This is a genomic window from Bradyrhizobium sp. SPXBL-04, from assembly GCF_051853035.1.
Lineage (GTDB): Bacteria > Pseudomonadota > Alphaproteobacteria > Rhizobiales > Xanthobacteraceae > Bradyrhizobium > Bradyrhizobium zhanjiangense.
Genome location: NZ_CP182472.1, coordinates 1,190,958 through 1,204,027 on the forward strand (window position 1 = coordinate 1,190,958; position 13,070 = coordinate 1,204,027).

Annotated in this window: 11 protein-coding genes and 1 pseudogene; 1 reads left to right on the forward strand and 11 read right to left on the reverse strand. The window is 64.5% G+C overall.

Features of this window, described 5'->3' with window-relative positions; genetic code table 11:
• Positions 1-79 precede the first annotated feature (79 nt).
• The 4 genes and pseudogenes from ACNJX8_RS05570 to ACNJX8_RS05585 form a co-directional block, all read right to left on the reverse strand.
• Entirely contained in the window at positions 80-1,648 is a 1,569-nt protein-coding gene (locus ACNJX8_RS05570) for a GMC family oxidoreductase (protein ID WP_439359859.1), read from the reverse strand.
• 28 nt (positions 1,649-1,676) lie between these two features.
• On the reverse strand, positions 1,677-2,225 hold the full coding sequence (locus tag ACNJX8_RS05575; protein WP_439359860.1) for a gluconate 2-dehydrogenase subunit 3 family protein: 549 nt from the start codon (positions 2,223-2,225) through the stop codon (positions 1,677-1,679).
• A 46-nt stretch (positions 2,226-2,271) separates the two neighbouring features.
• A pseudogene (locus ACNJX8_RS05580) lies at positions 2,272-2,668 on the reverse strand (VOC family protein).
• Complete coding sequence (locus tag ACNJX8_RS05585; protein WP_439359861.1) at positions 2,669-3,055, reverse strand: c-type cytochrome; 387 nt, start codon at positions 3,053-3,055, stop codon at positions 2,669-2,671. It abuts the pseudogene before it with no gap.
• Between the two features lie 310 nt (positions 3,056-3,365).
• Here ACNJX8_RS05585 and ACNJX8_RS05590 point away from each other — a divergent pair, with 310 nt between their 5' ends.
• Complete coding sequence (locus ACNJX8_RS05590) at positions 3,366-3,671, forward strand: hypothetical protein (RefSeq protein WP_128931408.1); 306 nt, start codon at positions 3,366-3,368, stop codon at positions 3,669-3,671.
• 58 nt (positions 3,672-3,729) lie between these two features.
• Here ACNJX8_RS05590 and arfB read toward each other — a convergent pair whose 3' ends face one another.
• From arfB to ACNJX8_RS05625, 7 genes are all read right to left on the reverse strand, one after another.
• Positions 3,730-4,146, reverse strand: a complete 417-nt coding sequence (gene arfB / locus ACNJX8_RS05595) for an alternative ribosome rescue aminoacyl-tRNA hydrolase ArfB (protein WP_128931409.1) — start codon at positions 4,144-4,146, stop codon at positions 3,730-3,732.
• 168 nt (positions 4,147-4,314) lie between these two features.
• The gene (locus ACNJX8_RS05600; RefSeq protein ID WP_439359862.1) at positions 4,315-5,688 is read right to left on the reverse strand and encodes a M16 family metallopeptidase; all 1,374 of its coding nucleotides are present in this window, start codon (positions 5,686-5,688) and stop codon (positions 4,315-4,317) included.
• Positions 5,685-7,079 carry a M16 family metallopeptidase gene (locus tag ACNJX8_RS05605; protein WP_439359863.1) on the reverse strand — a complete coding sequence of 465 codons (1,395 nt, stop codon included), beginning with the start codon at positions 7,077-7,079 and terminating at the stop codon, positions 5,685-5,687. Before ACNJX8_RS05605 ends, ACNJX8_RS05600 begins: the two co-directional genes overlap by 4 nt.
• Positions 7,080-7,282: 203 nt before the next feature.
• Positions 7,283-8,008, reverse strand: a complete 726-nt coding sequence (locus ACNJX8_RS05610) for a hypothetical protein (protein WP_439361812.1) — start codon at positions 8,006-8,008, stop codon at positions 7,283-7,285.
• 94 nt (positions 8,009-8,102) lie between these two features.
• Positions 8,103-8,597, reverse strand: a complete 495-nt coding sequence (gene lspA / locus ACNJX8_RS05615) for a signal peptidase II (RefSeq protein ID WP_439359864.1) — start codon at positions 8,595-8,597, stop codon at positions 8,103-8,105.
• A gap of 180 nt (positions 8,598-8,777) precedes the next feature.
• On the reverse strand, positions 8,778-11,786 hold the full coding sequence (gene ileS, locus ACNJX8_RS05620; RefSeq protein ID WP_439359865.1) for an isoleucine--tRNA ligase: 3,009 nt from the start codon (positions 11,784-11,786) through the stop codon (positions 8,778-8,780).
• A 205-nt stretch (positions 11,787-11,991) separates the two neighbouring features.
• The gene (locus ACNJX8_RS05625) at positions 11,992-12,963 is read right to left on the reverse strand and encodes a bifunctional riboflavin kinase/FAD synthetase (RefSeq protein WP_249759578.1); all 972 of its coding nucleotides are present in this window, start codon (positions 12,961-12,963) and stop codon (positions 11,992-11,994) included.
• Between the last annotated feature and the right edge of the window lie 107 nt (positions 12,964-13,070).

Below are 13,070 nucleotides of genomic sequence, written 5' to 3' on the forward strand. Positions count from 1 at the left end.
CGAAGCAATCCGGACTGTCGCTGCAGAGAGACTCTGGATTGCTTCGCTGCGCTCGCAATGACGGCGAGGGCGCCCGGCATCAAATCTCCTTCTTCTGCATCGCCCCCGCAATGTAATCCGCCTGCCGGATGGCCAGCGCGACGATGGTCAGCGTCGGGTTGCAGGCCGCGCCGCTGGTGAACTGGCTGCCGTCGGAGACGAACAGGTTCTTGATGTCGTGGCTCTGGCCGAACTTATTGACCACGCCGTCCCGCGGTTTCTCGCTCATCCGGTTGGTGCCAAGATTGTGCGTGCTCGGATAGGGCGGCGTCGGATAGGTCACGGTGGCGCCGACGGCGTCGTAGACCGCAGCGCCTTGCTTGTAGGCATGGGCCCGCATTGCGACGTCGTTGGGATGATCGTCGAAATGCACGCTCGCGACCGGCTGTCCGAACTTGTCCTTCACGACAGGGTCGGGCGTGATGCGATTGGTTTCCTGCGGCATGTCCTCGCCGACCAGCCACATGCCGGCCATCCTGGGATAACGGTCGAGTGCTGAGGTGAACGGGCGGCCCCAGGCACCGGGATTGAGGAACGCCGCCATGAAGGGCAGGCCGATCGACAGCGTCTCCATCTCGTAGCCGCCGACGAATCCGCGCTTCGGATTGTTGGCGGCTTCATCACGGATGATGCCGGCCATGGTGGTGCCGCGATACATGTGCACCGACTTTTCGAACACGGCGTAGACGCTGCCGGTCATGTGACGCATGTAGTTGCGGCCGACCTGGCCGCTCGAGTTGGCGAGACCATCGGGGAACATGGTCGAGGCGCTGTTGAGCAGCAACCGCGGGCTTTCGATCGAATTGCCGGCCACCGCGACGATGCGCGCCTTCTGGCGCTGCATTGCGCCATTTTCGTCGGCGTAGACGACGCCGGTCAGCTTGCCGCTCGCATCGTGCTCGATCTTGACCACCATGCTGCCGGGGCGGACTTCGAGATTGCCGGTCGCCTCGCCCTTCGGGATCTCGGTGTAGAGCGTCGACCATTTCGCGCCGGATTTACAACCCTGGAAGCAGAAGCCGATCTGCTGGCAGGAGCCGCGCCCGTCGCGCGGCTGGCTGTTGATCGCCATGTTGCCGGTGTGCACGGTCTTGTAGCCGAGCTTTTTCGCGCCGGCCTCCAGCACCTTGAAGTTATTATTGCCGGGAAGCCCGGGAATGCCGTTGGTGCGGGTCACGCCCATCTTGTTCTCGGCCTTGGCGTACCACGGCTCCATCTCCGCGAGCGTGACCGGCCAGTCCAGCAGATTCGCACCGGGAATGTTGCCGTAGGTGCTCTTCACCCTGAACTCGTGCTCGTCGAAACGCAGCGAGGCGCCGGCCCAATGCACGGTGGAGCCGCCGACCGCCTTGACGATCCAGGCGGGGAGACCCGAAAAATCCTTGGCGACGCGCCATGTGCCTGACGTGGTGCGCGCATCGGTCCAGGCGAGCTGCGAGAAGCTCTCCCATTCGTCGTTGATGAAGTCGTGGTTCTCGATGCGGGGACCTGCCTCGAGAATGACGACCTTGACGCCTTTCTGCGCGAGCTCGTTGCCCAGCGTGCCGCCGCCGGCGCCGGAGCCGACGATCACCACAACGCTGGAGTCGTTCAGATCGAATTTTGCCATATGCGTTCTCCTGAACCGTTGGGTGACGTTAAGCCTTCGGCAGCCAGTCGATGTCGGCAAAGCCGCGGTTGATGTAGCCGCCATGCTCGGCCGAGGAGCCCTCGTAGCCGAACCGCGGCCAGACCTCTTTCTGGTTATAGAGCGAGACGACGAGGTCGCCGCGCACCTTCTGGAAGAACTCGCTCTGCTCGATCTCCTTCAGCAGCACCACGCGGTCGGCTTCCCAGGGCACCTCGGCGTAAGCCACCTTGTGGCGATCGCGCGCGTTCTGATCGAGCCGCGTGATGCCGTCGCTGATCAGCGATTTGACGGCGGGATCCTTGGCCGCCTTGCCATCCCACGGTTTGATCGCGGTGATGTAGTAGCTGTCGCCGAGCACATCGTGCGGATAGATGTCGCGCGCGACCTTCAGCAGTGTCTTCATTGTCGCGGGCGACAGCGCGCTCGCTTCATCTGCCCAGGCATTGTCGATGCTGACACCGACGCCGGTCGCGACGGCCGCAACCGGTACGACGGTTGCCGCGCCCTTGAGAAAGACGCGGCGGCTGTGCTTGCTTCGACGGTCGACTTCTCTCATGGCATGTCCTCCTTCAATTCTTGTGATTTGGATTATCGTGATTTGGTCAATTGAAACGGCCGCCCCGCTGGATCACCTCGATCTTGTAGCCATCGGGATCGTTGACGAAGAAGAAGCGCGCCAGCGTCCTGCCGTCGTGCTTGAAGTCGCGTAAGGGGCCCGGCGCGAGCTGCTCGCGCTCGAAGCGGGCATGTTCGGCGTCGAGGTCTTCGACCACGACGGCGAGATGGCCGTAGCCGTCGCCGAGCTGGTACGGCTCCTGGCGGTCGAAATTCACCGTCAGCTCGAGCTCGAAAGGTGAGGAGGGGGTGACGCAGATAGATCAGGGCGAAATCCGCGAATTTCAGATGGTCGGCGACCTCTAAGCCGAAGGCGCGTCGGTAGAAGTCGAGCGATCGCGCGTCGTCGCGCACGCGGATCATGGAATGGACGGGCTTTGCCATTCAATTCTGCTCCTTGAGATAAGTGATGATGGCGGCGCGCGTCTCCGGCTTCGCCTGCCGGTAGGCCATGACCACGCCGGGGACGACCGCTTGAGGATTGGCCAGCCAGGCGTCGAGCTTTGCCTCGTCCCAGGCGAAGTCAGCCTTCGCGAGATTCTCCGAGTAGCGAAAGCCATTGAGCTTGCCGGCGGGCCGGCCCACGATCTTGACCAGAGGCGGACCCTGCCGCATCGGCTCCGACAGGTTGGTGGTGTGGCACACCGCGCATTGCTGTTTGAAGAGTGTCGCGCCATCCAGCGGTCTTGCCGCCGGCAAGGGCATCTGCGCGTCGGCAACCCGCATCATCAGCACCATCGCGGTGCATAATGCCAGCACGACTGCGCGCATCGCCAAGAGCTCGCCCCATCCACTTCGAAGTCAGCGTGCGCAAACTCTAGGCGGCGCCAAAGATGCAGTGGTAGTAGCGGGCTGTTTCGCTGCAAGCGGGGGCTCGCGCGTGGCGTGTGTTCCGCGCTGCCGCATATGAGGAGCACAATTCCGCGAAACCGCCCAGAAATCCCTAAACGATGACCACACGACGCAGGTTGCATCACAGCCGCGCCGTTCAAACTCTCTTTGCGATGAACTGGTCCGGTGCAGGCGAGCGGCGCAGGGATGTTGCCGTGCCGTTCATCGCGAAAAAATCCAGGAGAAATGGATGAAGTTGGTGAAGACCTCTGCAATCGCATGCGCTCTCTCGGCCCTCATTGCGACGCCTGTTCTCGCGCAAGGTACGTCATCTGGCGTCAAGCCCGGAGGCACCGTGCAAAGCAAACCCATGCAGGGCGGCACGGTGGGCAGCGAGGATGATGATGTCGGCGCGCAGCAGGGGGCTGCCGGCGAGAAGGTCGGCGTGAAGTCGACCAAGGGTAAAGGTACCGCCGGAACCACTGGCAGCGCGACACGTAAGGGCACGGCCGACGATGCGGCTACGGGCGGTGCTGCGACCGGCAAGCGCTACTGACGCCAGCTTACGAACCGGCAAACCTTCGGTCGCTCTGCGACCGAAGGTTTTTGCTTGATCAATCGTCGAAGCGGCCGCCGCGTCCGGCCTTGATGTCGCTACGCCGCTTCTTGCCTTCGAGCCGGCGCTGCTTGGACGCGAAGGTCGGCCGTGTCGCGCGTCGTGGGATCGGGCGTACCATCGCCTCGCGCAACATTTCGACCAGCCGGTCGATGGCATCCTGCCGATTGCGCTCCTGGGTGCGGAAGCGCTGGGCGTGGATCACGATCACGCCGTCCTTGGTCATGCGCTGTCCGGCGATGCGGGCAAGCCGGATGGCGGCATCCTCCGGCAGGGTCAGCTTGCGCGTGTCGAAGCGCAGTTGCGCTGAAGTCGCGACCTTGTTGACGTTTTGTCCGCCAGGCCCGGAGGCGCGGACAAAGCCGATCTCGATGTCGTCCTCGTCGATGACGAGATCGCGGGATATCCGCAGCATGATGGCACCATTCGTGATGTCCGGACATATCGCGAACATCTACGTTCGGCAACGGTGCATCGTGGAAACGCAGATGGCCGGGACCCGGCTCCGCCATGGCTTCGCCGGACTTTGAGTGCTGGGCCGGCGAAGCCGGCGAGCGGCCATTCCAGGAGACGTTTTATCCGATCAGTTCGACTTCGTCGCCGGTACCGCCACCGGCTGCGCGGCGGCCTGGGGGGCGCGGCCGACGACGACGGTGAGGAGGCCCTCGCCCCACAGGCGCTTCGCGGCAGCCTTGGCGTCGTCCAGCGTCACCGCATCGACGATGGCGTTACGCTTCTCGATATAGTCGATCGGCAGCTTGTCCTGCTGATACTGCAACAGCGCCTGCGCCAGCTTGGAGGAGGTGTCGAGCGCCAGCATCTGCGAGCCCTTGAGGTAGGACTTGGCCTCATCGAGCTCCTTCTGTGTCGGGCCTTCCTCGGCGATGCGGCGGACCTCCTTCTCGATGGCGTCGATGGTGTCGCCGGCGCGGTCGGCGCGCGTGCCGGTATTGCCGGTGAACAGCGCCGAGTGCTCCATCCAGAGCAGCGATTCGTACACGGAATAGGCCAGCCCGCGCTTCTCGCGGACCTCGCGATAGAGCCGGGAGGACAATCCACCGCCGCCGAGGATGTGGTTGACGACGTAGGCGGCCATGAAGTTGGGATCGCTGCGCTTCACGCCGGGGCCACCGAAGGTGATCACGGTCTGCGGCACGTCGAGCGTCACGAAGGCGCGCTGCGGCGGCTTTGCGGCATCGACGTCGGGGACCGGCGTGAGGTTGGCCTTGGCGGGGAGGCTACCAAAGGTGTGGTCGAGCAGCTTGCCGAGCGTGGCCGGATCGACGTCGCCGACGACCGCGATCTTCAGCCCATCCTTGGCGAGCACGCGGCCGACATAATCCTTCAAGTCGGCGACCGTGATGGTCGGCACGCTGTTGAGGTTGCCGTTGGTCTGCCGGCCGTAGGGGTGATCGCCGAAGGCAACCTCGAGGAACTTGCGGCTCGCCAGCGAGGTCGGATTGGTGGTGTCGCGGCGCAGTCCCGAGATGACCTGCGAGCGGATGCGCTCGACGTCGGCCGTATCGAAATGCGGCGAGGTCAGCGCCATCCTGAGCAGATCGAAGGCCTCGTCCTTGTTGTCGCGCAACATGCGCAGGCTGCCGCGGAAGGTGTCGCGGGTGGCGTTGAAGGAGAGCTCGATGGCGCGGCGGTCGAGCCGTTCGTGGAAGGTCTTGGAGTCGAGATCGCCGGAGCCTTCGTCGAGGAGGTCGCCGACGAGGTTGGCGACGCCCGACTTGTCCTTGGGATCCTGGGCCGAGCCGCCGGCGAAGGAATACTCCATGGCGATCAGCGGCACGGTTGCGTCCTGCACGAACCAGGCTTCGATGCCGCCCGGAGAGGTCAAATGCTGGATCTTTGCGGCTGCATGCGACGGCGAGACCGCGGCCAGTGCGAGGGCCGCGCCGGTAACGAAGGACAGCGCGAAGTGACGCGCGCGAAGGAAGGGATAGGTCACGAACGCTTCTCCTCGCGCTTGGCGGTGGCGGTGTCCTTGATCAGATAGCCCGTCACCGAGCGCTTCTTCTCGAGCCATTTCTGCGCAACGGCGCGAACCTGCTCGGCAGTGACTGCGCGGATGCGGTCGGGCCAACTCCTGATGTCCTCGATCGATAGGCCCGTGGTCAGCGCGCCGCCATACCAGCGCGCCAGCACCGCCTGGTTGTCCTGGGCGTAGATCGCTTCCGCAATGAGCTGGGTCTTGACCCGCTCCAGATCCTCGGCGCGGATCGGGTTCTGCGCGACATTGGCGATGACGCCATCGACCGCCTGCTCGACCTCCGCAAAGCTGACGCCGGGTTTCGGTGCGGCCGAGATCGCGAACTGGGTCGGGTCGAGCGAGATGCTCGAATAGCTGGCGTTGGCGGAGACCGCGAGCGGCTTGTCGACGACGAGGGCGCGGTAGAGATAGGAATTGCTGCCGCTGCCCATCAGCTGCGCGAGCACGTCGAGGGCCGCGCTCTCGCCGGCCGCGGCCGTGGTCGCCGAGGGCACGAGATAATAGCGCCGCATGTTCGGCTGCTCGACCCGCGGGTCGGCCAGCGTGACTGTGCGCGGTGCGGCCGGCTCCGGCTCCTGCGGACGAATGCGCCGCGCCGGGATGGCGGGCTGCGCCGGGATGGCGGCGAAATTGCGCTCGACCAGCGGGCGGATTTCAGCGGCGTCGACGTCGCCGGCGATCACCAGGATCGCGTTGTTCGGCGCGTAGAAGCGGCGGTAGAAGGCGAGCGCATCTTCGCGATCGAGTTTCTCGATCTCCTGGTGCCAGCCGATCACCGGCCGGCCGTAAGGGTGGTTGAGATAGAGCGCGGCCATGATCTGCTCGTTCAGCCGCGCGTCCGGATTGTTGGCGACGCGCATGTTGTACTCTTCGAGCACGACGTCGCGCTCGGGCAGCACGTTCTCGTCCTTGAGGATGAGGCCGGTCATGCGATCGGCCTCGAACTCCATCATGATCGGCAACTGCTCGCGCGGAACGCGCTGGTAGTAGTTGGTGTAGTCGACCGAGGTCGAGGCGTTCTCGTTGCCACCGACGCGGAGCACGGTCTGCGAGAATTCGCCGACGGGATGCTTCGAGGTGCCCTTGAACATCAGGTGCTCGAGGAAATGCGCGAGGCCGGATTTGCCTGGCGTCTCGTCGGCCGAGCCGACCTTGTACCAGATCATCTCCGTGACCACGGGCGTGCGGTGATCCGGGATCACCACGACCTGCATGCCGTTGCTGAGCGTGAAGCTGGCGGGCGGGGCCGATGTTACCGTGGTCTGAGCGAGGGACGCGCCGGCCGTCAGGACACTCGTCGAAAGCAGCGCGGCAAGGAGGCAGGCAGCCGATCGGTAAGAGGACATCATGATCCCTAGTAAAAGGCCGAGATCCGGATGTCCGGCTCGGAAGCACGGCATGGTACACCGTGCGGCTGAGGCTTCGCGTCACGAAGCAGAGAACTCAACGCGGAGGCAAGTTACTGATAAGCAATTTTGGAACCGCGTCCGGCGTGCACGAGCCGCCGGCGCAGGGTGCGGTTCTGTCAGGATGTCGCGGCGCGACAGGAACGTTATTGTTCCTTCTCCTTGCCGGACATGATGTCGAAATAGGTCCGTCGCGACTTGTCAGGCCCGGCGCCATAGGCGTAGTTCGGCGACGGCGTCTGATACCCAGGCGGGGGCTCGACCAGCGATTGGCGCGGCGGCTCGCTAACGAATTTCTTTTCTTCGGAGCTGTTGCCGCCCTTCATCATGTTCCACAGACCACCGGTGTATCCGAGTTCGGCGGGGCTGAGCGACGGGTTGCCGTTGGCACCCGGCTGTATGGGATCATTGCTGGTGCGGGGGGCCGCGGCGACCTCACCCGCTTTCATCTCAGCAGGGGTCAGGGGCCGGGCGGCCTGCCAGTTCTCCGTCGCCTTGGTGGCTTTCTTGCGCGCGGCAATCGCTTCCTTGCGGCGCTTCTCGTCGGGGTCCTTCGGCCAGTTCGGCGCGTTCGTGGCCTGGGTAGCGGCCGGCGGCGGCAGGTCGAGCTTGGGCGGCACGACCAGCGGCGAACGCTCGCGGTACTCGATGCCGGGCTTCTCCATGCTCTTGGCGCCGAGGCCGGACATCAGATTGTCGATGAGCTTCTCTTCGAAGGTCATGTCGTCTTCCTCGTCGTCGTCCCCGGCGCGGGCGGCGCCAGTCGACATGACGAGACCGATGCCGAGCGCGACAGCGGACAATTTCAATGCCCGCCAGAACCCCCATTTGGGGTCTCGAACCATTGAAACGCTGGTCTTCGAGCTGCGCATCACCATACCTGTTCCAAATTGTGGCAGTTTGCCGCTCGCACGCGGCTTGACCCTTGCAAAAGCGGGTTCCACCTGCCGGTCGTATCGGCCGGGATCAGGGCGCTTTTGCGGCGGGTACCCCCAGGAAGGAATCATACAATAGCGCCGCCACCCCAGCAACGATGGCCACGTCGGCGAGGTTAAACACGTACCAATTATAGGTATGTCCGCCGATTTCGATGTGAAACAGGGCGAAATCCACCACCGCACCATAGGCCAGGCGGTCGATGCCATTGCCGATGGCGCCCCCGATGATCAAGCCCAGCGCGATGGTCGCGAGAAGGGTGTGGGAGCGGGCCATCCAGATCGCCAGCGCGACTACCGCGACAACTTTGACGGCCATCAGCGCGAGCTGCGCCGCTTGGCCGTCGTTCTGGAGCCAGCCGAAGCTGATGCCGATGTTCCACGCCAGCACCAGGTCGAAGAACGGTGTCACCCGCACCACGTCGCGATGAGCGAGGTCGAACACGTTCAGCAACCAAAGTTTGGAGGCCTGGTCGAGGACGAGTGTGACCAGGGCGGAGATGATGCCGGCGCGGAGCGGGGTCATGGGCAGACAGCCGCCGCAGTCTTTGCCGTCGTCGTCCTGGCGAAGGCCAGGACCCATAACCCCAGGCGGTGATTGTTTGAAAGACTCGTAGTCATCAGCCTTCGCTGCAATTAGCCGCGGTGGTAATGGGTCCTGGCCCCCGTGCGCAATTGCGCACTAGGCCAGGACGACGGTTGAAACTTAAACGCTGACCCCCAGCGCCTTCCATTCGCGCAGCGCCTGAGCGTCGCGCGGGGTGACGTCGGGGTATTCGGGGTCTTCGCCCACCGTCGGTGAGATCTTCCAGGAGCGGGCGCATTTGGTGCCGATCGCCTTCTCGACGACGACCGCGACGCCGGGCACGGCATCGAGACGGAACGCGGAAGCCGGCGCCTCGCCCTCACGCACCTCGTAGTTCGAGGTGATGCAGACTTCGGCGAGATCGACGTCGAACAGCGTCGCCAGCATGGCCCGGTCGGCGACATAGATCACCGGCGAGGCCTCCAGCGACGAGCCGATATTCTTGGCGGCGCGTTCGAGCTCGAGCGCGCCGGTGACGACGCGGCGCACGTTGCGGATCGTCTCCCACTTCGCCGCGAGCTTGTCGTCGCGCAAGCTTTCGAGATCGTTCGGAAACAGCGTCAGATGCACGGACGGCTCGGCGTCGGGCCGGTACATGCGCCAGCCTTCCTCCGCGGTGAAGCTGAGGATCGGCGCCAGCCATTTCAGGATCGAGGCGCACAACAGGTCGATGGTGGTCAGGGCGGCCTTGCGCGTCAGCGAAGAGGGCGGATCGCAATACAGCGTGTCCTTGCGGATGTCGAAATAGAACGCCGACAGCTCGCTGTTGAGGAAGGCGGACAGGATAGCGACCACCGTCTTGAAGTCGAATTCCCGATAGGCCTTGTCGATGGCGGCAGCGCGGATCGCGAGCTCGTGCAGCATCAGCCGCTCGAGCTCGGGCATGTCGGCAGGGGCGACCGCGTCGGCCGGCTTATAGTGATGCAGCGTGCCGAGCATCCAGCGCACGGTGTTGCGCAGCTTGCGATAGGTCTCGACGGTATTCTTCAGGATCTCGGGGCCGATGCGCTGGTCGTCGGTGTAGTCGCAGGACGCAACCCAAAGTCTCAGGATGTCGGCGCCGGATTCCTTGATGACGGCCTGCGGCTCGATGGTGTTGCCGAGCGACTTCGACATCTTGCGGCCGTCCTCGGCCTGGGTGAAGCCGTGGGTCAGCACGATGTCGTAAGGAGCCCGACCGCGCGTGCCGCAGCTCTCCAGCAGCGAGGAGTGGAACCAGCCACGATGCTGGTCCGAGCCTTCCAGATACATCACCGTGTCGGTGCCACCGTCGACCTTACGCTTGATGCCGGCGAGGCCTGGAAAATGCACGGGGTCTTCGAGCACGAACGCGTGCGTCGAGCCTGAATCGAACCAGACGTCGAGGATGTCGTCGACCTTCTGCCAGTCCTCGCTCGCGCGCGGGCCGAGAAAGCGCTCGCGCGCTCCCTTCGCATACCAGGCGTCCGCGCCTTCCTGCTCGAAAGCTTCCCCAATGCGCGTATTGACGGCCTCGTCCTGGAGGATCTCGGCGGAGCCGTCGCCCTTCTCGCGCACGAACACGGCAATCGGCACGCCCCAGGCGCGTTGGCGCGAGATCACCCAGTCCGGCCGGGCCTCGATCATGCCGTTGATGCGGTTCTCGCCCGACGGCGGCACCCATTGCGTCACCGAGATCGCGTGCAGCGCGCGCGCGCGGAGCGTGTCGCCGGACTTGGTCTTGCCGTCAGCGGCAACGTCCTTGTCCATCGCGATGAACCATTGCGGCGTGTTGCGGAAGATCACGGGCTTCTTGGAGCGCCAGGAGTGCGGATATTGATGCTTCAGCCGACCGCGCGCGAGCAGCATGCCTCTTTCGACGAGCGCCTTGATCACGGCCTCGTTGGCGTCACCCTTCTCGCCCTTGTCGTTGATGACGCGCTTGCCGGCAAAGCCCGGCGCATGATCGGTGTAGGCGCCGTTCTCATCGACGGTGTAGGGGATCGCCGTGTTGATGCCGCGCGCATCGAGATCGCGCGCCTGCGCCATCCACGCGTCAAAGTCCTCGCGGCCATGGCCGGGCGCCGTGTGCACGAAGCCGGTGCCGGTGTCATCCGTGACGTGATCACCGGGCAGCAGCGGGACGATGAAGTCGTAGCCGCCGGCGAGGCCCTTCAGCGGATGGGTGCATTCGATCGCGTCCATGGTGTCGCCGGGGACGTCGCGGACCTTCTCATAGGTCGTCACGCGCGCCTGCTTGAAGACTTCTACAGCGAGCGCGTCGGCGAGGATGAGGAGATCGCCGGTCTTGGCCCAATTGTCGGCGGGCGCGTCCGTCACCTTGTACAGGCCATAGGCGATCTTCGGCGAGAACGAGATGGCGCGGTTGCCGGGCAGAGTCCAGGGCGTGGTGGTCCAGATCACCACGCTTGCGGAGGCAAGCGCGCCGTGCGCGGGCGAGGTCACCGGGAATTTCACCCACACCGTATCGGAGGTGTAGTCCTCGTATTCGACCTCGGCTTCGGCCAGCGCGGTCTTCTCGACCACGCTCCACATCACCGGCTTGGAGCCGCGATAGAGCGTGCCGTTGGCGGCGAACTTCATCAGCTCGCGCGCGATCTGGGCTTCGGCCGGAAAGCTCATGGTGGCGTAGGGATGATCCCAATCGCCGATCACCCCCAAGCGTTTGAACTCCTCGCGCTGCACACCGAGCCAGTGCGTGGCATAGGCGCGACATTCCTTACGGAAATCGATCATCGCGGCACTGTCGCGGAAGTCGGGCTTCTGCTTGCCCTTCTTGCGATAGTGCTCTTCCTCGACCTTCCACTCGATCGGCAGGCCGTGGCAGTCCCAGCCCGGCACGTAGTTGGAATCGAAGCCGAGCATCTGCTGGCTCTTGGTGACGAGATCCTTCAGGATCTTGTTCAGCGCCGTGCCGATATGGATGTTGCCGTTGGCGTAGGGCGGGCCGTCATGCAGGACGAATTTGGCGCGACCCTTGGCGCTCTCGCGCAGCTTCTCGTAGAGGCCGATCTCGTACCAGCGCTTGAGGATCTCCGGCTCGCGCTGCGGCAGGCCGGCGCGCATCGGGAATTCGGTCTGCGGCAGGAACAGGGTTTTCGAATAGTCTTTGACTTCAGACTTTTGGGACTTCTGCGGCTTTTCGGACATGAGGCTGACTGGCTCGGAAGGGGCGCGGAAAACGGATAGCGATAAGGAATCGCGGGGGTGAAACGACAACATCCCGGTCTTGCGCCGAGCCGAAGGCTCAGGCGGAAGCCGGGCCGCTAATCGCTATGATGCGCCGCGCAAACATGGGCTCTCCATAGCAGCCGGGCGGGGGAAGCGCAAAGGTTCGGGTGGCCCGGTTTCCGGCTCAATCGATCGCGCCAAGCTTCGGAAACGCGTCCGGGGCGGCGGCCAGCATGGCGCGGGCGCGGGCGGAATCGTCGTCCATCTGGCGGATCAGGGCCTCCAGGCTGTCGAATTTCAGCTCTTCACGGATGAAGCCGACGAAGGCGCAGTCGAGCGCCTGCCCGTAGAGATCGCCCTTGAAGTCGAACAGGAAGATTTCCAGCAGCGGCGCGCCATTGTCGAAAGTCGGGCGGCGGCCGAAGCTTGCCACGCCGTCGAGGCGCTCGGCGCCGCGGCCGACCCGCACGGCGTAGATGCCGTGCTTCAGGCCGCAATTGGCGTCCAGACGGATGTTGGCGGTGGGATAGCCAAGGTCGCGGCCGCGCTTCTCACCGTGGATCACCTCGCCGGTGATGAACCAGGGGGCTCCCAGCATGCTGGTGGCTTCGTCCAGCTGGCCCTCGGCGAGGGCGATCCGGATCGCGCTGGAGGAGACCGGCCGCTCGTCGATATCGACATGGGGTTGCACGTCGACCTCGATGCCGAGCCGGGGCGCCTCGTTGACCAGCAGGCTCGGCGAGCCGACGCGACCTTTGCCGAAATGGAAGTCGTAACCGACGGCGATGCCGCTGACGCCGAGGCGTCCGATCAGGTCATGGTGAATGAAGTCTTGCGCGCTGGTTCCGGCGCGCGCCTTGTCGAAAGTCATGACCACGGCGCCGGCAAGCCCGGTGCCGGCCAAAAGCCGCAGCTTGGCCGGCTCGTCCGTCAAGCGGAATTGCGGGGTGTTGGGGCTGAAAAACCGTCGCGGATGCGGTTCGAAGGTCAATGCCAGCGCAGGGCGGCCATGCGCCCGGCCCATCTCCAGGGCGGCCGCGATCACGGCGCGGTGACCGAGATGAACGCCGTCGAAATTGCCCATGGCGACCACGGCGCCCCTCGGAATCGCAGAGTCCGGCGTGGTGTCGCGGATGACGGTAAAATGCGGAGCCATCAGGGGAATTCTCGAAGCGGCAGGACCGGTCGGGACCGTGGCTCGACCGGCCTGACGAAGTCAAGCGGGGGGAGCCGGGAGATTGAACACGATTTCAGTCCTTTGGA

Coding starts and splice junctions, on each gene's coding strand:
- ACNJX8_RS05570 (WP_439359859.1), bottom strand. CDS start 1,648: ATGGCAAAATTCGATCTGAACGACTCCAGCGTTGTGGTGATCGTCGGC.
- ACNJX8_RS05575 (WP_439359860.1), bottom strand. CDS start 2,225: ATGAGAGAAGTCGACCGTCGAAGCAAGCACAGCCGCCGCGTCTTTCTC.
- ACNJX8_RS05585 (WP_439359861.1), bottom strand. CDS start 3,055: ATGCGCGCAGTCGTGCTGGCATTATGCACCGCGATGGTGCTGATGATG.
- ACNJX8_RS05590 (WP_128931408.1), top strand. CDS start 3,366: ATGAAGTTGGTGAAGACCTCTGCAATCGCATGCGCTCTCTCGGCCCTC.
- arfB (WP_128931409.1), bottom strand. CDS start 4,146: ATGCTGCGGATATCCCGCGATCTCGTCATCGACGAGGACGACATCGAG.
- ACNJX8_RS05605 (WP_439359863.1), bottom strand. CDS start 7,079: ATGATGTCCTCTTACCGATCGGCTGCCTGCCTCCTTGCCGCGCTGCTT.
- ACNJX8_RS05610 (WP_439361812.1), bottom strand. CDS start 8,008: ATGCGCAGCTCGAAGACCAGCGTTTCAATGGTTCGAGACCCCAAATGG.
- lspA (WP_439359864.1), bottom strand. CDS start 8,597: ATGACCCCGCTCCGCGCCGGCATCATCTCCGCCCTGGTCACACTCGTC.
- ileS (WP_439359865.1), bottom strand. CDS start 11,786: ATGTCCGAAAAGCCGCAGAAGTCCCAAAAGTCTGAAGTCAAAGACTAT.
- ACNJX8_RS05625 (WP_249759578.1), bottom strand. CDS start 12,963: ATGGCTCCGCATTTTACCGTCATCCGCGACACCACGCCGGACTCTGCG.